Source organism: Microcystis sp. M169S2 (genome assembly GCF_020245865.1).
GTDB classification, from domain to species: Bacteria; Cyanobacteriota; Cyanobacteriia; order Cyanobacteriales; family Microcystaceae; genus Microcystis; species Microcystis ichthyoblabe_A.
The window spans coordinates 1-22,085 of sequence record NZ_JADBUB010000041.1 but is presented as its reverse complement, the minus strand read 5'-3'; the positions used below and the strand labels follow the sequence as shown (position 1 = coordinate 22,085).

20 protein-coding genes and 3 pseudogenes are annotated in these 22,085 nt (G+C 43.5%); 16 read left to right on the top strand and 7 right to left on the bottom strand.

From position 1 onward, the window contains the following. Window positions 1–184: 184 nt before the first annotated feature. The 3 genes from IM485_RS05085 to psb32 form a co-directional block, all read right to left on the bottom strand. Window positions 185–1,003, bottom strand: a complete 819-nt coding sequence (locus tag IM485_RS05085; RefSeq protein ID WP_104395775.1) for a transglutaminase-like domain-containing protein — start codon at window positions 1,001–1,003, stop codon at window positions 185–187. Between the two features lie 222 nt (window positions 1,004–1,225). Next, window positions 1,226–1,825, bottom strand: a complete 600-nt coding sequence (locus tag IM485_RS05080; RefSeq protein WP_104395774.1) for a hypothetical protein — start codon at window positions 1,823–1,825, stop codon at window positions 1,226–1,228. A gap of 144 nt (window positions 1,826–1,969) precedes the next feature. Then, window positions 1,970–2,653 (bottom strand): photosystem II repair protein Psb32, encoded by a 684-nt coding sequence (psb32, locus tag IM485_RS05075; protein ID WP_104395773.1) that lies wholly within the window; start codon window positions 2,651–2,653, stop codon window positions 1,970–1,972. 182 nt (window positions 2,654–2,835) lie between these two features. On the opposite strand from psb32, the gene IM485_RS05070 reads away from it, so the two are divergent. The 6 genes from IM485_RS05070 (at window position 2,836) to apcB (ending at window position 10,757) form a co-directional block, all read left to right on the top strand. After that, window positions 2,836–5,289: a PAS domain-containing protein gene (locus tag IM485_RS05070; RefSeq protein WP_104395772.1), complete on the top strand. Its 2,454-nt coding sequence runs from the start codon at window positions 2,836–2,838 to the stop codon at window positions 5,287–5,289. A 74-nt stretch (window positions 5,290–5,363) separates the two neighbouring features. Further along, window positions 5,364–5,825, top strand: coding sequence for a hypothetical protein (locus IM485_RS05065; protein ID WP_104395771.1), 462 nt, complete (start codon window positions 5,364–5,366; stop codon window positions 5,823–5,825). After that, the gene (locus IM485_RS05060) at window positions 5,822–6,463 is read left to right on the top strand and encodes a hypothetical protein (RefSeq protein ID WP_287741711.1); all 642 of its coding nucleotides are present in this window, start codon (window positions 5,822–5,824) and stop codon (window positions 6,461–6,463) included. The genes IM485_RS05065 and IM485_RS05060 overlap by 4 nt, the downstream gene beginning before the upstream one ends. Before the next feature lie 58 nt (window positions 6,464–6,521). Further along, entirely contained in the window at window positions 6,522–8,486 is a 1,965-nt protein-coding gene (gene recJ / locus IM485_RS05055) for a single-stranded-DNA-specific exonuclease RecJ (protein WP_287741689.1), read from the top strand. 336 nt (window positions 8,487–8,822) lie between these two features. After that, window positions 8,823–9,956, top strand: coding sequence for a glutamate 5-kinase (gene proB, locus IM485_RS05050; protein WP_104395768.1), 1,134 nt, complete (start codon window positions 8,823–8,825; stop codon window positions 9,954–9,956). A 291-nt stretch (window positions 9,957–10,247) separates the two neighbouring features. Continuing rightward, the gene (gene apcB, locus IM485_RS05045; RefSeq protein WP_104395964.1) at window positions 10,248–10,757 is read left to right on the top strand and encodes an allophycocyanin subunit beta; all 510 of its coding nucleotides are present in this window, start codon (window positions 10,248–10,250) and stop codon (window positions 10,755–10,757) included. A gap of 429 nt (window positions 10,758–11,186) precedes the next feature. On the opposite strand, the gene ruvX is transcribed toward apcB, so the two are convergent. Next, window positions 11,187–11,621, bottom strand: a complete 435-nt coding sequence (gene ruvX, locus IM485_RS05040; protein ID WP_287741687.1) for a Holliday junction resolvase RuvX — start codon at window positions 11,619–11,621, stop codon at window positions 11,187–11,189. Then, window positions 11,621–12,862: a GNAT family N-acetyltransferase gene (locus IM485_RS05035; RefSeq protein WP_104395765.1), complete on the bottom strand. Its 1,242-nt coding sequence runs from the start codon at window positions 12,860–12,862 to the stop codon at window positions 11,621–11,623. Before IM485_RS05035 ends, ruvX begins: the two co-directional genes overlap by 1 nt. Before the next feature lie 211 nt (window positions 12,863–13,073). On the opposite strand from IM485_RS05035, the gene IM485_RS05030 reads away from it, so the two are divergent. After that, window positions 13,074–13,580, top strand: coding sequence for a hypothetical protein (locus IM485_RS05030; protein WP_002741066.1), 507 nt, complete (start codon window positions 13,074–13,076; stop codon window positions 13,578–13,580). Window positions 13,581–13,588: 8 nt separating this feature from the next. Further along, window positions 13,589–13,996 (top strand): MAPEG family protein, encoded by a 408-nt coding sequence (locus IM485_RS05025; protein WP_287741685.1) that lies wholly within the window; start codon window positions 13,589–13,591, stop codon window positions 13,994–13,996. A gap of 90 nt (window positions 13,997–14,086) precedes the next feature. Here IM485_RS05025 and IM485_RS05020 read toward each other — a convergent pair whose 3' ends face one another. After that, window positions 14,087–15,127: an adenosine deaminase gene (locus tag IM485_RS05020; protein WP_104395763.1), complete on the bottom strand. Its 1,041-nt coding sequence runs from the start codon at window positions 15,125–15,127 to the stop codon at window positions 14,087–14,089. Window positions 15,128–15,397: 270 nt separating this feature from the next. Here IM485_RS05020 and IM485_RS05015 point away from each other — a divergent pair, with 270 nt between their 5' ends. Next, window positions 15,398–16,228, top strand: a complete 831-nt coding sequence (locus tag IM485_RS05015; protein WP_287741683.1) for a hypothetical protein — start codon at window positions 15,398–15,400, stop codon at window positions 16,226–16,228. Between the two features lie 227 nt (window positions 16,229–16,455). On the opposite strand, the gene IM485_RS05010 is transcribed toward IM485_RS05015, so the two are convergent. Continuing rightward, window positions 16,456–17,346 (bottom strand): alpha/beta fold hydrolase, encoded by an 891-nt coding sequence (locus IM485_RS05010; protein WP_287741681.1) that lies wholly within the window; start codon window positions 17,344–17,346, stop codon window positions 16,456–16,458. Between the two features lie 132 nt (window positions 17,347–17,478). On the opposite strand from IM485_RS05010, the pseudogene IM485_RS05005 reads away from it, so the two are divergent. The 7 genes and pseudogenes from IM485_RS05005 to IM485_RS04975 form a co-directional block, all read left to right on the top strand. Then, a pseudogene (locus tag IM485_RS05005) lies at window positions 17,479–18,219 on the top strand (Rpn family recombination-promoting nuclease/putative transposase); the annotation flags it as partial. Between the two features lie 168 nt (window positions 18,220–18,387). Then, the gene (locus IM485_RS05000; RefSeq protein ID WP_002756573.1) at window positions 18,388–18,633 is read left to right on the top strand and encodes a UPF0175 family protein; all 246 of its coding nucleotides are present in this window, start codon (window positions 18,388–18,390) and stop codon (window positions 18,631–18,633) included. After that, window positions 18,630–19,128 (top strand): annotated as a pseudogene (locus IM485_RS04995) (PIN domain-containing protein). Before IM485_RS05000 ends, IM485_RS04995 begins: the two are co-directional and overlap by 4 nt. A 154-nt stretch (window positions 19,129–19,282) precedes the next feature. Beyond that, complete coding sequence (locus tag IM485_RS04990) at window positions 19,283–19,630, top strand: DUF4347 domain-containing protein (RefSeq protein WP_287741679.1); 348 nt, start codon at window positions 19,283–19,285, stop codon at window positions 19,628–19,630. Then, complete coding sequence (locus IM485_RS04985; RefSeq protein ID WP_287741677.1) at window positions 19,627–20,625, top strand: RpnC/YadD family protein; 999 nt, start codon at window positions 19,627–19,629, stop codon at window positions 20,623–20,625. Before IM485_RS04990 ends, IM485_RS04985 begins: the two co-directional genes overlap by 4 nt. A 26-nt stretch (window positions 20,626–20,651) precedes the next feature. Then, window positions 20,652–21,038: pseudogene (locus IM485_RS04980) on the top strand (hypothetical protein); the annotation flags it as partial. A gap of 142 nt (window positions 21,039–21,180) precedes the next feature. Then, window positions 21,181–22,085, top strand: a 905-nt coding sequence (locus tag IM485_RS04975) for a calcium-binding protein (RefSeq protein WP_502882157.1), incomplete at its 3' end; no start/stop codon positions are given.

Below are 22,085 nucleotides of genomic sequence, written 5' to 3'. Positions count from 1 at the left end.
TTTTGAGAGAATCTTCGTTCAAAACCTTGCGTCTTCATCGGCCCGTGTCCTGTAGGGGCGAAGCATTCGGATAGAAAATCTACGGTTTCACCGATAGGTTATTGCCCGAATGCTTCGCCCGTACTTTTTCAGCAGACCCTATTTAGCCCCGATTTGATCAAAAAGGCTGTAATAAATACTCTGATTAAGCATAGAGATGGGAAACATCGCTCGTCCATACCTTAAATTTTGTTAAATTTACTTGACCAAAAGAAGTTGTTAGGGAAGCATCGACGGCATCTAAGCCGCGAGTCATTAAAATCCGCCCGATTCTGGGGGTGTTATGACGAGCATCAAAGGTGTACCATTGATGGTCTAAATAAACTTCAAACCAAGCACTAAAATCCATCGGTAGAGGTTGGGGAGAAATACCGATATCCCCGAGATAGCCGGAGGCATAACGGGCGGGAATATTGAGGCAACGGCAAAAAGTCAAAGCTAGATGGTTAAAATCGCGACAAACCCCCGTTCTTTCCCGATAGACATCATAGGCGGTTTTTGTCACTCGCGCGTATTCGTAACCAAAACGAATGTGACTATAAACCCAATCACAAACCGCTTGTACTCTTGCCCAACCGGGGGGAGTTTGTCCGAAAAGTTCCCAGGCAATTTCCGAAAGCAAATCTACTTCACAATAACGGCTACTCATTAAGTAGGGAAAAACTTGGGTTGGTAACTCTGTTAAGGGAATTTCTTGGGCATTCCAATTAACGATATCGGGTTTCCATTCATTCTCGATAACTGCTTCATTGTGAATGCGGATCTCTCCGTCGGGTAAAATTAGACGACTGGTTCGATTACCGAAGCTATCTAAAAATTCTTCTATTTTTGTTGCCGGTTCCACCTGCAAGTTTTCTGGTTGTCTAACTTGATTTAAAATTGATGGGTGTAGATAAAGTTTTAACAACATGACCACGGGTAAGGGGGCATCAAAGCCAAATTCATAACCAACACGGATTAACATTAGGACTCCTATCTAAATGAAATTTTGTCAGGATTGGTAGAGATGAAACGCCAATAATCGCCAGACTGAAAAAAGTTAGGCCCGACTACTTACTTAAAAGTTTGAGGAGAAAGTAATAGCCAAGCTGAAAACCGATAAGCTTTGTACAGAGTTACTTTTATTATAAACCCCCTCAACTAAAAGCTTTGTAACTTTGAAGACAAGCCATCGGGAGGATTAGCTCTATCGAAAAGAGTCTGGGGTGGATGGTTCCTCTAAGAGACGGATTTCAATGGGGATGTAGGCTAGTTTAGCAAAAATCTTTTGTTGATAACTGACGGGCCACCATTCGTAAAGAAAAATTTCTAAAGGTCGCCAGAGGGCCACCCAACCACTAATTAATAATCCTTCTTCTAAGAAGTGAATAAATGTATCGGTGCCAAAACGACTAATTAATTCGCTGAGACTCAAACAAACAAAAAGAAAGGAGAGACCAATTAGCAAAGATATGCGTCCCTGTCGCCAAATCATGCGTAATTTTCTTTGTTCTACCTGTTGGCGATAGTCAAAATAATTATGTAAAGCTGAGGGTAACAGATGTCGGGCGGTATTCTGTTCGTTACTGGGAAGATAAAAGACTAATTTAAGGGGGGTATTTAGGGGGAATTCATCCACAGAGTTAATAATATAATTTTCGGCGTTATCGTCTAAATCTCTATCTAAAAATGGCGAAGGATCGAGAGAATTAAAGACTTGCTGTAACTGATTAAGTTTAATTTCAATTAAGTAAGTTCCTTCCTCCTCTCGATAATAGGATTGTAATTTATTTACCATTTTAGACATTAGTTATTAATGTTAAGCAAATGGGGTGAACTGACACAACTAAAATCTACTACCAGAAGTTAATTAATCTTGCTCATTCAGGCGGAAGATTGTACTATCTCTGAGAATATTTTAGCTGTATCAGTCCCAGATCATTAATTCAATTTAGCGACCAAAACCAGCGTACCAAAAATAGGTAACCATGGGAATTACTGTGGCTAAAACCAGTAAAACTATCACCCAAATCGTGGCGTTTTTATCGTCAGTTTCTTCTGCGGTAGTAAAGGTACTTTCGATATTAATTGTCGCTACTTCTGGCGGTCCGGGATCCGCTTCTCCAGAAAGTACCGCCGTTAGACGACGACTAGCATCGAGTAAAGCTTGATTATATTTTCCCCCATCTTTGAGGGGAACTGCCATAGTTTCCGAGAGGATACTATCGGCAATAGCTTCGGTTAATAGGGGTTTTGCTTCCTCCCCAACCCGCATAGCAGTTTTATTGGTTAAAGTATCAAGAACGACGATAGTTTGATTGGCACGATCTTCGGGATTAGGATACCATTCTCTCAGGATATCATCGGCTAAATTGTCAATTTTTTGACCGTAATCCAAGCGCCGGACTACCACCATTCTCACTTCTTGTCCAGTTTTTTCGGCGAGGTTTTTCAGATCTTTATTTAATTTTCCTTCGTTAGCGGCACTAATGGCCGCAACGGGATCGACTACATAAGTGGGCGCTCCGGGGCTTAAAATAGGGAGGTCATAGACTCCCATGGCAGCAGCTGGTGACAGGGAAACACCCAAGGCTACACAGCAGGAGAGAAGGAGAGAAGCTAATAATTTGAGCATATCGATTCGGTAAAATTCCTATAGAACATAATAGGGGAAAAGTTTACTGTTTTTTGAGTCGGGAGACAGGAGACGGGAGACGGGGTGATGGGGAAGTGGGGTGATGGGGAAATTCAACTAATACCCTAAAACCCTAAAACCCCAACACCCAAACCCTTTTAACTGATAACTGATAACTGATTATGAGTGATTTTGAGGAACTAGAGTCTAAAAAACGGGAATTAGAGGCTGTTATCCAGTCTTGGCAGCAGGAAAGGCAGAGTTTTAGGCAAATTCAGCAGGAATGGCAGGAAAATAAGGAACGTTGGCAATTAATCCTGCAAGGGGGTAACGACGGGATTTGGGATTGGAATGTCAGAACGCAAACTCTCTTTGTCTCGCCGCGCTGGAAGGAGATGTTAGGCTATAGTGACGGGGAAATTGCCAATCATTTCGATACATGGAAAAATTTACTACATCCTGAAGATCTTGATCGAATGCTTAACTGTTTGCAAGCATATCTTCACCAGGAAATTCCCGAATATCGAGCCGAATTTCGTCTCCTCTGCAAGGATGGCAGTTATAAATGGATTTTAGCCCGGGGTGAGGCTCTCTGGGATGAGTCGGGGCAGCCTCTACGCATGGCAGGTTCCCACACGGATATTAATGAGCGCAAAAAACGGGAAAAAACCCTAGAAATGCAGGCCTATCGCGATAATTTGCTCTCGCGGGTGACAAGATTACTAATTGCTCAAGATATCCACTTGGCGATCAATCATACCCTAGAACTGCTCTGTCAATTTACCCAGAGCGCTCACTGTTACATTATTCAATATTCCACCTGTCGTCAGCAGTGGAGTATGGTTTATGAATACTGTCACCCCGACTATCCGCAAGTTATCCCGATTCGGGAACAATCACAAAATCTCTCAACGGAAACCTTTCCTTGGTTTTCTGAACAATTATTAAACGGTATTCCAGTTAAACTGAACTCTTTAGACGATTTACCCGCTACTGCTATCCCTGAAAGAACTATTCTCGCTCATAGTCCTACTCCCTGTCTCTTAATCGTTCCCATGTGGGATAGTTATGGGGTAACGGTGGGTTATCTGGGATTGGATGCAAGTGCAGAAAAGCAATGGACAAAGGAAGATGTCACCTTTGTGCGGTTGCTGGGAGAATTAATTGCGATCGCACAAATTAGATATGAAGCGGAAAAAGAGTTAAAAGAGGCTAAAGAAGCGGCAGTTAAAGCAAATAAAGCTAAAAGTGAGTTTCTAGCTAACATGAGCCATGAATTACGCACTCCTCTTAATGCTATCTTGGGTTTTACTCGCTTAATATCCCGGGATAGCAGTATCAGCAGTGAATATCGCCAATATTTGGAAATTGTCAATCGTAGCGGGGAACATTTATTAGAGTTAATCAACGATATTCTAGAAATGTCGAAGATAGAAGCGGGAAGAACGGTTTTTAACCCTAGTAATTTCGATTTATACGCTCTTTTAGATAATATTGCCGAAATGCTCCGTCCACAAGCGCAGACAAAAGCTTTAAGCTTAATTTTTGATCGCAGCTCCGATCTGCCCCAATATATATGTACTGATGAAAGTAAATTGCGACAGGTGTTCATCAATCTCTTGGGTAACGGATTAAAGTTTACCGAGTCGGGAGGGGTAACTCTCCGGGGAAAAGTAGGAGAGAAAAGAGGAGATTACCAGCGATTGCTCTGGGAAATTGAAGATACAGGCGCAGGAATCGCCCCAGAGGAGATTTATAAGCTATTTCAACCCTTTAACCAAACGGAAACGGGACGAAAATCCCAACAGGGGACAGGATTGGGTTTACCTATCAGTAAAAAATTTGTTGAGTTGATGGGAGGTGCGATCGGAGTTAGTAGTATTCTGGGTCAAGGAAGTGTTTTTAGTTTTGATATTCAGGTAGGTTTAGTGGGGGAAAATGAGATTAAAACCGAAACCCATAGGGCAAAAGTGATCGCTTTAGCCGAAAATCAGCCTAAATATCGCATATTAGTCGTCGATGATCGACCGGAAAGCCGTTTACTGTTGCTGAAACTCCTGACTAGCCTAGGATTATCCGTGCAAGAGGCCGCTAATGGTCAAGAAGCGATCGCAATTTGGCAAGCATGGCAACCTCATCTTATCTGGATGGACATGAGAATGCCAGTTAAAGACGGTTACGAAGCAACTAGGGAAATTCGGCGGTTAGAGGCTGATAATCGCGGAAAAACGGTGATAATTGCCCTAACTGCCAGTGCTTTTGAAGAAGATCGCGCCTTGGTTATTGCCGCCGGTTGTGATGATTTCGTGCGTAAACCTTTCCGAGAGGAAGTTATTTGGCAAAAAATGGGCGAATATTTAGGATTAAAATATATTTATGCCGATAATGAGCCAAATCAGCTCAATTATTCGCCAGTTTTCCTCGATTCCCTGCAATCCCTATTAAAATTAATCAGTCCCGACTGGATTGGACAATTGCAACAAGCAGCCCGAGAATGTGATGATGAAAAAATTATCGCCCTAACCGCAGAAATTCCCTCCGATTATGCTACCCTTGCCCAAGGTTTACAACAGTTAGCCGGAGAATTTTCCTTTGATGCGATCGAAACCATAATTAAAGATTTAAACATATCTTAAGAGAGTATTTTATCCATACCTCAAAAACGTGATATTCTAAAGGCATAAATCCCTAAATATGGCAATTTTAAAGGATGAAACTGTTAAAAATGCTCGTCGGTACTTTCCTAATACTACCGATTTTTTCCGTTCATGCTCAAGTCCCCTCGCTTCCCCCAATTAAGCAAAATTCCCCCAATCTTGGTGATCTACCGAATGATCCCACCCAGCAGAAAAATTGGGTTTGTAACCAAGGAGATCAACGCATTGCCGTGGCTGCCAAAGAAGAGAAAAGTTGGAAAGAATTAATTGAAAAACAAGGTTGGCAATGTCGTGAGGGAAATACCGACATACCCGCTCAAACTCTCGGCTTTTCCTGTGAACCAGAACAAACCCTCGGCATCTTGACAGTTTACTGGTTAAATGGTAGTAATGGTCAACAACAATTAAGCCAATGGCGAGATAAATTAGCAGCACAACAGGGGATGGTTTGTACCATTAATAACCTGCGGTTATTCGATACTCAAGAAAATATACCCAATCCATTACAACCATGATTAAATTAGCAGTTTTGCCTCAATCTATCCTCCTGGGTATCAGTTTACTATTAAACAATTCTCTGCCCTTACTTGCCCAATCTGCACCCCTGAGCGTGGATAATTTAAGAAACACCGTCTATAACATTCCCAATCGGGGTTCCGTAATTGTCAGCGATGGTATTTTTCAATCCAATGAGGGACAAATTTTAGGAGTGCAAGTCAGTCGAGAAGCCTTGATGGGGGACTATAATAATGATCAAAGGACTGATGGTATTGTCGTATTAAGAGTGATTACCAGAGAGCAACAGCAATTACATTATTTAGCCCTAGTGATCGATAATAACGGTACTGCCACTAACACCGATACTGTCCTGTTAGCCGATCGAGTAGTTGTCGATAATCTTAGTGCTAAAGATGGTATGATCACCGTCAATATGAGAAGATTTCTCCCCCGGGATCCTTCCTGTTGTCCGTCGGGAGTTATCACCCAACAATTTGCGATTAATCCTAGTATTAATCAATTGACTTTACTGAGTACAAACGAAAGTCAACCCACCACCCCAAATGTGCAGGTAATACCTACTTCTCCCCTGAGAATTAATAATAGTAATCTCCCCTTTCAACCTCCCGCTGGGGCCATCCAAATCCGCTTTTAACCCTGTTTTTGGTGCGTTAGCACAGCGTAACGCACCTTACCTTTTTACTTAACAAAAAATGCCCTACAAATATCCCATCCAACGCTGGTATATTGCCGCAACTAATTCCGAAAAAATCGAGGGGTTAGCGCGGGAAATGGGATTATCATCCTTATTAGCAACTATCTTAATTAATCGCGGTATTGATACCCCAGAAATAGCTAAAACTTATATTGATCCCGAAGTGGATATCTTACCCTCTCCCCTGGGAGAATTTCCCGACTTAGAAAAAAGTGTCAATTTATTAGTAAAAGCGATCGCCAGAGGCGATAAAATTGCTATCTGTGGGGACTACGATGCCGATGGCATGACCAGTACATCTTTACTGCTAAGAGCCTTGAGACATCTCGGCGCTAGGGTAAATCATGCCATACCCAGTCGCATGAAAGAGGGATACGGAATTAATCAGCGCATTGTCGAAGAATTTGCCGAGTCGGGAGTCGGATTGATTCTCACCGTTGATAATGGTATTTCCGCTCACGAACCGATCGCCCTAGCGATAGAATTAGGATTAAAAGTTATTATCACCGATCATCACGATCTGCCGCCAATTTTACCAAATGCCTCCGCTATTCTCAACCCAAAATTATTAACCCCGAACTCTCCCTATCAGGGATTAGCGGGGGTGGGAGTCGCCTATATTTTAGCGGTGACGACTGCCCAAAAAATGGGTAAATTACAGGGATTAACCGAGTCATTATTATCATTATTTACCCTAGGCACTATAGCAGATTTAGCTCCATTAATTGGGGTAAATCGTCGCTGGTTAAAACGGGGTTTAAGAAAATTACCCAAATCCCAATTAGTCGGGATTCAATCCCTGATGCAAATAGCGGGAATTAGCGAGGAACAAAAGCAATTACAACCGGATGATATTGGCTTTAAATTGGGGCCGAGAATTAATGCAATCGGTAGAATTGGCGATCCCCAGATAGTTATTGAATTATTAACCACCGATGACGCAGGAATTGCCTTAGAAAGAGCAATGCAGTGCGAACAAATTAATCGTACCCGTCAAGAATTGTGCGAAAAAATTGAAGAAGAAGCGATTAAATTAGTAGAGGAAACGCCGATTCTCTGGCAAAAAGATCGGGTTTTAGTCTTAGTCGAAAAAGATTGGCATCATGGGGTAATTGGTATTGTGGCATCCCGTTTGGTGGAACGCTACGGAGTGCCAGTTTTTATCGGTACTTATGAGGAAGAAGAGCCAGGTAAAATTCGCGGTTCTGCCAGAGGAATTGAAGAATTTCACGTTTTTGAAGCCCTGCAATTTTGCCAAGATTTACTAGGAAAATTTGGCGGTCATAAAATGGCGGGGGGTTTTAGTTTACCCACAGCTAATTTACTAGCATTTAAACAAAGATTAAGTCAATTTTCTCACAAAATTTTACAAATAGAACAATTAAAACCTTTAATTAAAATTGACACTATCCTAGACTTTAAACAAATAAACCTGCAACTTTTTCAACAAATTGATAGTTTGCAACCCTGGGGAATTGGCAATGAATTACCCGTTTTTTGGACTCCTAACGTGCGAATAGTAGAACAGAAAACCATCGGAAAAAATCATTTAAAATTATTGCTGGCTCAAAGGGATGATACCAGAATTCAAGCCCTAGCTTGGCGTTGGGGCGAATATTGTCCTTTACCAACTCGTTTAGATATTGCCTATAAACTCAAAGAAAATACTTGGAATGGTAATACAACCATAGAAATTGAATTAGTGGGAGTGCGATTACCCCAAGAAAATGATAATATTAAAAAAGCAATTTTTATGCACGCCGATAAAATGTATCAATGTAGTTTTTGGGTTGATTTAAATGAGATTCGCATCAAAAATGAACAGGGCGATATTTTAGTCGTGCAGAAAGGGCAGCGCATTGGTTTATTAGGCAAAAATCGACAACAAGCTAGAGAAGTCAACGTGACTGAACCCCGTTTTTATACTTTAATTAAAGTTGCCATCAAAGCTTTGGCTATCTAGGGCTGGCTGAATAAATCTAATACCAAATCAGTTTTTAAGTAGGGAGGCACAATTATTTGTAGGATGGGTTAGCGGTAGCGTAAACTATGCTGGCGTTGGGTTTCATGCTTCAACCCAACCTACGTTCATCTTATATTTAATTCCACCCACCCACTTAATAGTGTGATTAACTCTCAAGTTATGAATTGTTTCTCCCCACACCCTACACCCCACACCCCACACCCTACACCCCACACCCTACACCCCACACCCCACACCCTACACCCCACACCCTACACCCCACACCCCACACCCCACACCCCACACCCCACACCCCACACCCCACACCTTTTGACGATGAACCAAACCATAGTGATCAAAATCGGTACTTCCAGTTTGACCGATAATGAAACCGGCCAATTATCCCTATCCACGATCGCCGCTTTAGTGGAAGTCCTCACCCGGTTGCGCGCTGCTGGTCATCGGGTGGTATTAGTATCTTCTGGGGCCGTGGGGGTGGGCTGCCGTCGTCTGGGAATACAGGAAAGACCGAAAAAAATCGCCCTCAAACAAGCGATCGCCGCCGTCGGACAAGGTCGTCTGATGCGGATCTATGATGACCTCTTTACCAGTCTTGGTCAACCGATCGCCCAAATTTTGCTGACCCGTCCCGAATTGATGGAACGCACCTGTTATGTCAACGCCTATAATACCTTTCAGGCTTTGTTTGAATTAGGAGTAATTGCCATCGTCAACGAAAATGATACGGTGGCGATCGATGAGTTAAAATTCGGCGATAATGACACTTTATCAGCCCTTGTAGCCAGTTTAATCGAGGCTGACTGGTTATTTATCCTCACCGATGTGGATCGCCTCTACAGTGCCGATCCGCGGCTATTTCCCGAAGCGGCGGCTATTGCCCGAGTTACTCCCGAGGAATTAGCGCAACTATCGATCGATGCCGGTAGTAGTGGCAGTCAGTGGGGGACCGGGGGTATGGCGACTAAATTGGCCGCGGCCCGGATTGCCACCAGCGCCGGGGTAGAAATGGCGATTACTAGGGGACGGCAGCCCGGTAATATCTTAAAAATTATGGCAGGAGAGGCGATCGGAACCCGTTTTGAGGCCCAAAAACGCAGTGATAACGCCCGCAAACGCTGGATCGCCTACGGACTAATGCCCATGGGTAAAATCTATCTCGATGCGGGGGCGATTCAAGCCATTTGTCAGGGGGGAAAATCTCTCCTCGCGGCCGGGATTACCAAAGTGGAGGGGGAATTTAGCGCCTCGGAATCGGTGCAATTGTGCGATCAAGAGGGCCGGGAAGTGGCCCGGGGAATTGTTAATTATAGTAGTGAGGAGATCGATCGAGTTAAAGGTCAACATTCCGAGCGTATTGCCAGTTTATTAGGTTATATGGCCGCAGAAACCATTATTCATCGGGATAATCTCGTCATTTTGAGTGCCTCGTCCACTACCTCGACTAAGTAGTCGTGCAAAATAAATTTCCTAGTGAAGATAGGCAAGAGGCAATAGGCAAGAGGCAAAAGCTTTATCGAAATGTGTAATTAATTTTGCTTAGGTACTTAATAAGGGATAATTCCGCCACCCAGCGCTGGTCTGGCCAATGCCTTAAATGTAAAGAAATGTCTCAAAAAAACAACAAATTGTTAGACAAGCAAGAGAGTTAGACTAGGGATGTCTCCCGAAGTTCAACCCTGTGAGATTATAAATAAAGCGAAACTCAAAAATGTCTTTATTGCTGTTGGGAGAAACTTAATAATGCGAGACGCGGTAACTAGCCTGATTAGAAAATACGATGTCACCGGACGTTATCTCGATCGAGATGCGATCGATAATCTTAAACAATATTTTGCCTCGGGAACTGCCCGTCTAGCTGCCGCCACCCTAATTAACGCTAATTCGGCGGCGCTCGTGCGTGGGGCGGCGATTCGTCTATTTGAAGAAGTTCCCGAATTGATCCGCGCCGGGGGTAATGCCTACACCACCCGTCGTTATTCTGCCTGTCTGCGGGATATGGATTACTATCTCCGCTATGCCAGTTATGCCCTAGTAGCTGCTGATACTAATGTTCTAGATGAGCGAGTACTGCAAGGACTGCGGGAAACCTATAATTCCCTGGGTGTTCCCATCGGTCCGACGGTGCGCGGTATCCAAATCATGAGCGAAATGATTCAAGCCATGGCTACTGAGGCGGGTATTGCCGACACCTCTTTGATCGCCGAACCCTTTGATCATCTCACTCGTGAATTAAGCGAAGTCTCTATTTAAATTCAGTTATCAGTTATCGGTTATCAGTTTTGTTCGTTCAATCAATGAGTTGATTTTTTGCTTGCTAGAATTGAGTAAAGTCTTCCGTTGCTACGGTCAGATGACTGAGTTTCTTAGTGGATTCTTTTCATGAACAGCGAACAGTTATTGCTATCGAGATGGCGTGATTTGCCGCCAGACAAACAGAGAGAGGTCTTAGATTTTACCGAATTTCTAGCCACACGTCTCTTGTCGTCGCCAGAATCAGAAGCTAGTCCGAACTTGTCCGCATCGCCAGAAAACTCTTAAACTCCCGATCGTCGCTGCCAGTCGATTCCCGCTTTGATCGAGGCAGTCAAACAACGCTATCGGGAATTACCCGATGATGTGAAATGGCTAGACAGTACGGTATTGATTCGCCAAGAGCGAGACGGGCGATGACAAATGCTTTTAGATGCGTTGTCGATGCCGTCGGCGATCGAGCCATTGTTGTAAAATAATCGCCGCTGCTTCCCGATCGATCGCTCCCTTATCCCAAGAGGAAAACTGTTTTTTAGCTTTTAAGAATTCTTCCGCCTCTAGGGACGTGCAACGCTCATCAATGTATTCGAGGGGCAAATCCAAGGCGATCGCTAGTTTCTGGGCGTATTTTTGCACCTGTTTGGCCTGAAATCCTAACTCTCCGGCCATGGTATAGGGCAGTCCCGCCACCAAAATCTTAATATTTCTTTCCTTGACAATTGCCTCAAACTGTGATACGTCAGCGACAAAGGAAGAACGGATAATCGTGGTTAAACCGGTGGCGATTAAACCTGTGCCGTCACATCCTGCCACTCCTACCCGTTTTTTGCCGATATCTAAGCCCAAGGCGGCGACCCTTTCCATTACACTGGATGCCCCTGATCCGGGGGTTCCGAAGGGGGTTTAGCGGGGGGAAGTTCCCCCGGACTGTCGAGGGAGTCTAGGGGGGGATTATTGGGCCATTTTAACCAAGACATCCGACTAGGGATGGGAGTTCGCGGCACCGGTTGTAAACCCTGCAGCATTTCTGCCAGGGCGGAATTTTCCGGCTTAGTTTCGCGGATTTTGTGCCATACCGAGCGCGACATCATCAGGGTGTGGGAACTGCGGATTGCTCCCAATTGTTCCAGATATTCCCGTCTTTCGTGCTGATAATCAGCCGATATCAACTCTAGCGATCGAGGGGGATACTTGCGCGTGATCTGGGCCATCTGGATTAATAACTTAGGATAGAGCCAAGTGTAGGCGGGATGGACAATTAATTTCGCTTGATGGGGTCGCTCATCCTGATTAGATAGGATTAATTCAAAATAACCGATCGCCGCTTTTCGTTGTGGTTCAAAAACGTAACCGCGACTAATTTGCGGACCGCCGCACCAACTTTGACAGCGACCGAACAAACTATCAACTAAACTGATTTTAAAATCCTGGATATGGCGATCAAATACCTGACGCAGTAGCGGCGGCATAGACACACAATCTAACTGATAGAGCAATTGAGCGTCAGCATTGCTCACAGGCACTAAATTCGGTAAATCTGCCTCTTGTTTGCTCAATTCCTGTAATAATTGCGGCGGTAAAGACCAATAGGTTAATTCTGCCAAAGGCTGAAAACCGTGTTGCCGAAAAAGGGCTAAACTGTCCTTTTGATTGATATTAACCTCTAACACCCAGGTGCGCGCTTCCCAAACCGTTTCTAGACAATAACGCAGTAATTGCGCCCCGATGCCCTTGGGTTCGCCTAAAGACTCCGCCGGATGCACCCGCACCTGTTCCACCCGCCAAGTGCTGCGACTACTATTAAAAGGGGAAACTTGGATGGCCCCGCGAATTTTCCCTTCTTCTCCCCGATTGGCCAGGGACTCGGCCACATAGACATGAAAACGGTGTTGCAGAGGATTGGGAAAAAAACTGAGAATTTTAAACAACCCAAACCAAGGCCGCACCTGCTGCACCTGGGTGCGGAAATTTTGGGCGCGACGATCAATATCCTCATCGAAGTCATCCAAGGTTAAAGCTTCAATGTCTTCTAAATCCCGATATTGTACGGGACGGATTGGGCGATCGCTAAAGTCGTCCCCTTGGGGAACAGGAGAAGTGGTCATGGCTCTGGGGTAAGTATCGTCTATGCAGCTATCTTACCGTAGAATCTAGAGGCACTTCTGCACCAATAACAATTTCTGACGGCTCAAGGAGACCACCACAGAAAGGACCCCTCGATGAGCATCTGGGGTTTTTTAGGCCAAATTTCCAATCATGAGAATTCGATGCTACAATAACGGACGGTTAATCAGTCCGAATTTGCAGTAAAAGTCTTTGAGTCAATCTGTAGATACCACTAACACCCTAGACACTCTAGCTCAAGAACTGGCCGCCATTCAGCAGACCGGTTCTAAGCGCGTCGCTTTATTGGGTTCCCGTCACGTTCCCATCACCCACCAGCAATTGATCGAAATGATGGCCTATGCCCTCGTGCTGGCGGGCAATCGGATTATGACCTCCGGGGCGACGGGAACCAATTCCGCCGTCATTAAGGGGGCAATGCGGGCAGATCCTAATCTGTTAACCGTGATCTTACCCCAAAGTCTCGATCGCCAGCCCCTGGAATCCCAAGAACAACTTCAGCAGGTTATCCATCTGGTGGAATGTCCCGAAAATGACCATCTATCCCTAGGGGAAGCCAGCAGCCTCTGTAATCGGGAGATTATCAATCGTTGTCAACAGTTAATCTGTTTTGCTTTCCACGACAGTCAAACCCTTTTGCAAACCTGCGCGGAAGCGGAAGATCAACGCAAGCTGGTTACCCTATTTTATTTTGACTAAATTCAGCGATGAATCTCTCCGTCAGTGCCATTCTTCTCTATTCGATAGTGGCTGCCGCTATCTCTGTCTATCTACCTTTTCTGCTGGTGGCCTACGCTAGAGCTAAGGTGGGTTACAATACCTCCGCTCCCCGGGCCATGTTCGATCAACTCCCATACTACGCCAAACGAGCAACTTGGGCCCATCAAAATGGTTTTGAAACCTTTATGATCTATAGTGCCGCCGCTCTCATGGCCTACGTCACAGGAGTCTCCTCACCCCTGGCTGCTAACTGTGCGATCGCTTTTGTGATCCTCCGGCTTTTATTTTCCCTTTTTTATATCACTAATGTCCCGATCGCTCGTTCCCTGATGTTCGGTCTTGGTTCTCTGTGTACTTATACTCTCTTTGGGTTGAGTTTAATCAAGATTCAGTAGAATTCCCGAAACCCGATGCAGGAGAGTGGAAAAACGCTATAGTTCGGGAGCGGTAAAGAAGTTGCTTAACCCAAACTATAGTTAATTGTGTTACTGATAAACCGGTAATTTGGGATTATCCACTGATAACAAACCGGTTAAAAGTGAGGCGGGTTTTTGACTATAGGGCCAAGCAAAAGCATGGCGAAAAGCCGCATCTTGACAAGCTTGTAATTGTCGAAAATCGATCACGTCTAGGGTGAGTAAATTTTCGTACTCGAAGGGGAGCCGGACATTGTGTAAACCAGCATTATCGGTACAGATAGCAATATCAACCCCCGCTTCAAAACAGCGATCGAAGACTATCTTTAATTGCGATAAACTCTCAAGGGTGCCAGTTTTTAAATAGGTGGTGGGACAGACTTCTAAACATTGATGACGACGGGCAACTTCCGGCAGCAATTCTGGGTATTGTAGGGGAATTTGAATACCGTGACCAATTCTTTGCAGATAGGGCAGTAATTGGGGATAACAACCGTTCTTTGTTTCATAAAGATGGCCGGTGGTATTTAAACCCTCTTCCCTGGCATAACTGTATAAACCAGCAAATTCCTCTAGTCGAGTTTGGTAGTGGGAATCACCCCCCGCAATATCGATCGCACAGACGTATTCTCTCATCCCTAGGGCCAGATCAACGATCGCTTTGTTGACTTCGTAGGGAAGTCGCGAGTGCATACAGAGAATTTGACTGGTAATAATCGGATATTCGCTCATTTTCGAGGCTTGACCAACGATCTCGACAATTGATCGCATTTGCTCGATGCGCTCTGTTTGGTTCAAATGTTCGTCGGTGCGATAGTAGGGAGTATAGCGCAATTCTAAATAGGCCAGATTCTCGAAGATGTAAGCGCCGCGAATCAGACGATAGATAAAATAGGGCAAAGTTTGGGCGGTTTGAACACTTTCGACTAGGGTATGTAATTCCAAATACTCATCTAAACTATTGCGTTTGCGGGTGTAAAATTCCTCAAAAGCGGGATATTCTGGGAATTTATCCGCTAAATCCCGCTCATGTCTGTGAAAGTAGCGCCAGAGAATTCTCGGTACTACCGATCCCCCTAAATGCCGATGCAAATCCGCGTATAAAGCCACAACTCCGCTGCTCCTTAGTCTCTCAAATGTTCCTTAAATATAACGAAGTTTTACAATTGTTTGACAATTGCTCGCAAATAGTATCAGTACCTAGTCGGTGAACAGTGTGGGGTGTGGGGTGTAGGGTGTGGGGTGTGGGGTGTGGGGTGTGGGGTGTGGGGTGATGGGGTGTGGGGAGTTTTCTCAGTGAACTGATAACTGATTACTGATAACTGATCACTGCTTAATGATTTGATAGCATGGAGGAAAACCTATAGAGGGTGAAGCGGTATGAGTAACTATAAAGATTCTTCTTCGATGCGCTATTTCTTGGCAGGATTAAAACCCTTTGCCCAACCTTTATTTTGGCTGCCGCTAGGAATATTTTCCTTAGCTCTAATTGCTTTCTCAATATATCAACAGAATCCTGGATGGTTGGGTTCGGTATTCGATACCCCAGGAATGTCCTTGGAGGAGCGCGAAATCCGGAGCAACAAGATTACCGATACTCCTCTCCCCACTGCCGCACCACTGCCGGCCATTCCTGCCAATAATAATACCGCTCGCCCGGGGAGACCGGCCTCGACGCAGCCTTTTGATCCTTTAAATACTAATCCCAATGACAACCAGAAACCCTCTTTATTCGCCCCGTTAATGCCGCCAGTCAAGCCAAATCCAGTACCGAATACTAGTAAAGGTCTGCAACCGATTCAAGTGCAACCGATTAGTGGCAACAATAGCAATTATCCTTTACAGAGAGAAATCGAAAATCGCTCGCGGACTAATAACTTGAATAATTATTCTAATCTCAACCCCGGGGGCAACCCGAATCAAGTCAACCCCCAGGGAAATTATTCCCCTTATCAACAAAATACTCAGCCCCTACCCTCCTGGAATAATGCCAACCCTAACCCGGTCCCCGGCCCTAGCAACCAATCCAACTATTATCAACCCCCCGTATATCAGGCCCCCGTTTACGGCAGTCAACCCAACGTCACCGGTTATCCCAATCAGGGAATGCCGCCCAACAATAATGGCATCCCCAATCAAGTTCCCCCTCAAACTACTAACCGAGGCTTCACCATCCAACAACCCATTGATACCCGGTCTTCTGGTTACTAGAAGGACTTAGATAGGGATTGCTGAATAAATCTAAAAACCTTGTTGGATAATATTTTTAGACTTTTTTGAAATCAAAAAGTACCAGCGATTGGAGTGATTGGGGGGAAAATTCAGGGACTTTTTCCCTGAAAATTAGGTAATTGACCGCCTGAAAATGGGTAAAACCCTACACCCCACACCCCACACCCCACACCCTACCCCCACCAACAAACTTTTTGCCGCAAACCCTAGATAGGAGCTTGCAGGAAGTCTAATAAAATCGGATTAACTATTTCTGGAGCTTCATCCTGGGGACAGTGGCCTAAACCAGCTAAGGGGATAAACTGTTTTACTGTCGGGAATCTTGCTAATTCCCGGCCCAAGGACAAGGGTTCCCAGGGATCCTCGCTACCCCAAAGCAGAATAGCCCGACAGGGGAGAATCGGCAGCAGGTCTTCTGGGAGTGGGCCGCCAGAATAACTGGTAAAAGCGAGGAAAACCTCGATCGCTCCTGTATCTCGGGCGGGTTTTAGGATTATTTCTACTAATTCCTCTGTTACCGCTTCCGAGCGCCCATAAGCTTGCAGGAGAATTTTACGTACTGTCTGGGGTTTAGCGATCTGTTGGAAGAAAAAAGCCCCAATTGCTTTATTTTTGAGAATTATTTGGGCAAAATCTGCACCTAAACGACGATACCAGGGTAATTCCCCCCGTTTTCTTTCGTGTAGTAGTCTGAGGGAACAATTAATCGCCGCTACCCCAAGGACAAAATCAGGATGATCGACGGCAGCCTGCATAATGGCCACGCAACCGATGGAATTACCCGCCAAAAAAGCGGGACCCCCCACCACTTCCCGACAAAAATCGGCAATCTGCGCCCCCCAAGTCTCGAAAGTGTAATCGATCTCGTTTTTTGGTTCGGGTTTGTCGGAACCGCCAAAACCAATTAAATCTAGGGCAAAACAGCGACATTTTTCGCCTAAAACGGGGATATTTTTCCGCCAATGTCCCCAAGATGCCCCAAATCCATGCACAAGCACGATCGCAGGTCCCGTCTCCCCCGCACTTTGATAGGTGATTTTGAATCCCCGCCAATGCCAGATTTTTGCTTGTGTCTCTAATCCTAGAATTTGTTGCATATTTTTGTTTATCTGTAAAGTATTTGTTGCTTTTCTTAATATATACTGTCAGGTTAACTGGCGGCTTAACTAATCGTCTGGGGATGATGCCAAATCCCGTCATAGTTCATCTCAAATGAACCCAACAACCGCGTCGCACAAGTTAAGTTTCGAGGAAAAGAATCTTTTTTTCTGATTCATGTCGAGGCGCAGGAAAGTTCCCGCAAGTGGTTTAATCGGCGAATGTTTACTTATTTTGCTCGCTTTCATGAGAAATTTGTCTTACCGATTTATCCGATTGTAATTTTTTCTTATTCAAAGCCAAAAAGAGCAGCGATTAGTCAGTATGTGGTCGATTTTCCCGATTTTAAAGTCTTAGAATTTAACTATCAAGTCGTGCAGTTAAATCGATTAAATTGGCGAGATTTTCTCAATCAGCCAAATCCGGTTGCTTCAGCTTTGATGGCTAAGATGAACATTGCTGAGAAAGAGCGAGCTAAGGTTAAGGCGGAATGTCTGCGCTTGTTAATTACTTTAAGGTTAAATCCTGCAAAAATGCAATTAATTTCTGGATTTATTGATACTTATCTCAATCTAAATCCTGCCGAAGAGATACAATTTCAAGAAGAAATTAGCACATTTAGTCAACCCGTACAGGAGGGAGTTATGCAAATTACCACCAGTTGGATGCGTCAAGGTATTGAACAAGGTATTGAACGGGAAAAGACATTGATTCTTCGTCAACTTAAACGCAAGTTAGGGGAGATTAATCCTGCATTAGAATCTAAAATTATGGAGTTAAGTATTGATGATGTCGAAGTATTAGGAGAAGCTTTATTCGATTTCTCTACGGTTGAAGATTTAATCAATTGGTTAAATACTTTAACTGCCTAGGTTTGACGTTAGCGATCGCATCTTCGCCATGACAAGGGGTAAGATTGCTTCGGAGAGGGAATTTCAGTTAACAGTTAACAGTTAGAAGTGAGGTCTGCCAAAGGGAATTGACAGACCGCAAAACATAGGATAGCATTTGTATAATTCTTATCAAAATACGGAGAAAATATGACTCTAGTTATTTCCCAAGAAGTGATTAAAGCAAGTGGTTTATCAGAGGATGAACTGTTGAAGGAAATTGTTGTTATGTTATTCCAACAAGATAAGATTAGCTTAGGAAAAGCAAGTGAGTTATTAGGTATTAATCAAATAAAGTTTCAACGGATGCTTTCTGAACGAGGAATTTGTATTCACTATGATGTTGCTGAGTTTCAGGAAGATATTAAGCATTTAAAAGAGAAAGGTTGGCTATGATTATTATTAGCGATACTTCTCCTCTCAGCAGTCTTGATCTTGTTGGTTATCTGTCAATCTTAAAAGATATTTATACTAATGTTGTTATTCCCCAAGCAGTTGCCAATGAATTAGCCAATTTAACTGAGGAAGATATCCGCATTAAAGCGATAATTTCTCTGAAGTGGATACAGGTTAAACAAGCCGCTAATTTGGAACTTGTGGCTTGTTTGAGGAATGAATATAATTTAGATATTGGCGAAGCAGAAGCAATCGCTCTTGCCTTAGAATTAAAGGCGGATGAATTGTTAATTGATGAACGTCTTGGACGGAGAGAGGCTGTGCGTTTGGGGCTGTCAATTACGGGGGTTCTAGGAGTTCTTTTAATTGCTAAAAATAGAGGATTGGTTTCTAAGGTTAAACCGGTAATGGAGTCTCTGAATTAGCCAAGCAAATTTTCGCATCAGTCATCAACTTTATGAGGAGGTTTTGCAAACTGCAAATGAATTAGATTAAGTTGTGAGGGGGGAATTGAGAGACAATATTCAGAAAAACTGATGATTTAGAAATACAGTTTTCCCGATCAATGTTAACTTATGTTATGGAAGTCTTGAAAAATTGGCGCTTGTTGGGCTAAAACTGTTAGCAATAAACCTTTACAGTTAATATCATGAGTTCTCCCCTGTTGCCGATTCTTCCTGCTGTTGACGATGTTTTGTTCAATTTCGCTCAATCTGATGGCTTGAGTCAAGCTAATCGGGTGGATAGTGCGAGAAATCAGCGTTTAACCGCTACCGTAGTTTTCCTCGATGCTGGTGTTAGCGATTATCAAAGTCTCCAAGCTGGAGTAATTCCAGAAGTCGCCACCGTTATTCTCTCTCCCAATCAAGACGGAATCGAACAAATATCCGCTTTTTTACCACAAAATCCCCAGATTACCACCACCACCTCTATTATTAAATCGGTGCGTTACGCTATCGCGCTTCACAGCCTACGAGTAAGCAAACAACTCAAATGAACCCAACAACCGCCAATTATGATGAACCCTGGAAAGAAGCATTAAGCGAGTATTTTGAAGCGTTTTTACATTTCTTTTTTGCCGAAGTTCACCAATTAATTGATTGGACAAAAACTCCCGAATCCCTAGAAAAAGAACTCAAACGGATTACCGCTTCAGCAAGGACAAAAAAACGTTTCGCTGACAAACTCTATAAAGTCTGGTTACTCAGGGGTGAAGAAGTCTGGATTTTGATTCATATTGAAATTCAAAGTCAATACGAAGAAAATTTCCCTCAGAGGATGTATATTTATAACTATCGTGCCTTCGATTTGTATCAGAAACCAGTTATCAGTCTCGCTATATTAGGAGATGAACGAGTAAATTGGCGACCAGATTCCTATAATTATACTATCGCTGGCTGTGAAGTGAGTTTGAAATTCCCAACGGTTAAATTACTGGACTATGAGGAAAACTGGTCAGAACTAGAAACAAGTAGCAATCCCTTTGCTATAATAGTCATGGCACACCTGAAAACAAAAGCAACTACTGGGAAGCTGCCACAACGGGAACAGTGGAAGTGGAAGTTAATCAGGGGATTATATGAAAAGGAGTTCGAGAGAGAACAGATAATTAAACTGTTTGAAATTATCGACAATATGATGACTTTATCCCCTGAATTACAGTCAAGCTTAGAGAGTAAAATCAAACAATTTGAGGAGGAAAGAACCATGCCTTTAATGAGTAATATGGAGTTACGAGGAAGGAAAATTGGTGAGGAAATTGGGGAGTTACGAGGAATAGAACGCGGTAAGGAAATTGGAGCGTTAGAAAATGCTCGTGATTTTGTGAAAAAAGTTTTGGAAAACCGACTAGGCGAGATTCCTGGAGATATTGGACAATGTCTCAATGATGCTTCAGTTATTTCGGTTTTAGAAGAGATGTTAAAAGCCGCACTTATAGTAAATTCTTTTGAGGAGTGTAGGAAGTCTTTTAGTATCATCATAAATAAGTAGTGTGGGTAATACCTACCTTACTTAGTAAACTGTTTGAAATCATCGACAATATGATGACTTTATCCCCTGAATTGCAGTCAAGTTTAGAAAGTAAAATCAAACAATTTGAGGAGGAAAGAACCATGCCTTTAATGAGTAATATGGAGTTACGAGGAAGGAAAATTGGTGAGGAAATTGGGGAGTTACGAGGAATGGAACGCGGTAAGGAAATCGGTAAGGAAATTGGAGCGTTACAAAAAAGCCGCGATGCCATAAAAACAGTTTTAACTGTGCGTTTTGGACAGATTTCTTCAGAAATTGAAGAGATAATCGGCAAAATGACTAACCCTACTATCTTAGAAGAGCTACTAAAATTAGCAGCTACCGCTAATTCTCTCGCAGAATTTAGGCAGTCTTTGGCAAGAATCCAATAATCTTATCCTAATATCTAGAAAACGGGTTTTTTTGAAGAAACCCGTTTTCTTGTAATAAATGTTAATTTCTATTACAGAGGTCTTGAAAGATTGGGGATTGTTAGGCTAAAACTGTTATCAATAAACTTTTGCTGTTAATGTCATGACTTCTACCCTTTTGCCGATTCTTCCTGTTGTTGACGATGTTTTGTTCGATTTCGCTCAATCTGATGGTTTTTGGGCGAATTTTGCTATCGCTTTTGGCACAAGTTATGATGTGGTTAAGGCGACGCAATTACGACAGCAGTGGCAAAGCCGAAATTTTAGTCAAATTCCCCCAATTGAGGTACTTAGTGATGAGGTTTTAGGAACGGCGAATGGTGCATATTCCAGCAGCACCAATAAGATTTATCTATCAGCATCTTTTTTGAATACGGCCTCGTCAGCAGCGATAGTTAATGTAATTTTAGAAGAAATTGGGCATTATGTGGATGCTCAAATTAATCAGGTGGATAGCGCGGGAGATGAGGGGGCAATTTTTGCGGAGTTGGTGCAGGGAAATAGTCTGGATGTGGCAACCTTAGACGCTTTACGAGGAGAGAATGACCAGACAACAATTATAGTCAATGGGGAAATTATTCAAGTAGAACAGGCGAATTTTACGGGTACTAATGGAAATGATAATATTACGGGAACTTCTGACAGTGATAATATTTCTGGGTTAGATGGAAATGATACTTTAAGTGGTTTGGGGGGAAACGATAATATTTATGGAGGTAATGGTAATGACTCTCTTGACGGTGGGGATGGAGATGATTACTTTACCACTGATGCGGGTAATGACACGATAAATGGTGGTAGTGGTAATGATCGCTATGATGCTAACTACAGTAATGCTAGTAGTGGTTTAACCATGACCTACGACAGCGCTACCGGGAGTGGGACAATTACTGTCGGTACGGAAACTGATACCTTTACTTCGATTGAGAGTTTTGAAGGGTTTAAGGGAACTGAGTATAATGATGTCATTTTTGGCGGTACAGCAAGTGAATATTGGGGCGCTCTCTC

Coding starts and splice junctions, on each gene's coding strand:
- IM485_RS05085 (WP_104395775.1), bottom strand. CDS start 1,003: ATGTTAATCCGTGTTGGTTATGAATTTGGCTTTGATGCCCCCTTACCC.
- IM485_RS05080 (WP_104395774.1), bottom strand. CDS start 1,825: ATGTCTAAAATGGTAAATAAATTACAATCCTATTATCGAGAGGAGGAA.
- psb32 (WP_104395773.1), bottom strand. CDS start 2,653: ATGCTCAAATTATTAGCTTCTCTCCTTCTCTCCTGCTGTGTAGCCTTG.
- IM485_RS05070 (WP_104395772.1), top strand. CDS start 2,836: ATGAGTGATTTTGAGGAACTAGAGTCTAAAAAACGGGAATTAGAGGCT.
- IM485_RS05065 (WP_104395771.1), top strand. CDS start 5,364: ATGAAACTGTTAAAAATGCTCGTCGGTACTTTCCTAATACTACCGATT.
- IM485_RS05060 (WP_287741711.1), top strand. CDS start 5,822: ATGATTAAATTAGCAGTTTTGCCTCAATCTATCCTCCTGGGTATCAGT.
- recJ (WP_287741689.1), top strand. CDS start 6,522: ATGCCCTACAAATATCCCATCCAACGCTGGTATATTGCCGCAACTAAT.
- proB (WP_104395768.1), top strand. CDS start 8,823: ATGAACCAAACCATAGTGATCAAAATCGGTACTTCCAGTTTGACCGAT.
- apcB (WP_104395964.1), top strand. CDS start 10,248: ATGCGAGACGCGGTAACTAGCCTGATTAGAAAATACGATGTCACCGGA.
- ruvX (WP_287741687.1), bottom strand. CDS start 11,621: ATGGAAAGGGTCGCCGCCTTGGGCTTAGATATCGGCAAAAAACGGGTA.
- IM485_RS05035 (WP_104395765.1), bottom strand. CDS start 12,862: ATGACCACTTCTCCTGTTCCCCAAGGGGACGACTTTAGCGATCGCCCA.
- IM485_RS05025 (WP_287741685.1), top strand. CDS start 13,589: ATGAATCTCTCCGTCAGTGCCATTCTTCTCTATTCGATAGTGGCTGCC.
- IM485_RS05015 (WP_287741683.1), top strand. CDS start 15,398: ATGAGTAACTATAAAGATTCTTCTTCGATGCGCTATTTCTTGGCAGGA.
- IM485_RS05010 (WP_287741681.1), bottom strand. CDS start 17,346: ATGCAACAAATTCTAGGATTAGAGACACAAGCAAAAATCTGGCATTGG.
- IM485_RS05000 (WP_002756573.1), top strand. CDS start 18,388: ATGACTCTAGTTATTTCCCAAGAAGTGATTAAAGCAAGTGGTTTATCA.
- IM485_RS04990 (WP_287741679.1), top strand. CDS start 19,283: ATGAGTTCTCCCCTGTTGCCGATTCTTCCTGCTGTTGACGATGTTTTG.
- IM485_RS04985 (WP_287741677.1), top strand. CDS start 19,627: ATGAACCCAACAACCGCCAATTATGATGAACCCTGGAAAGAAGCATTA.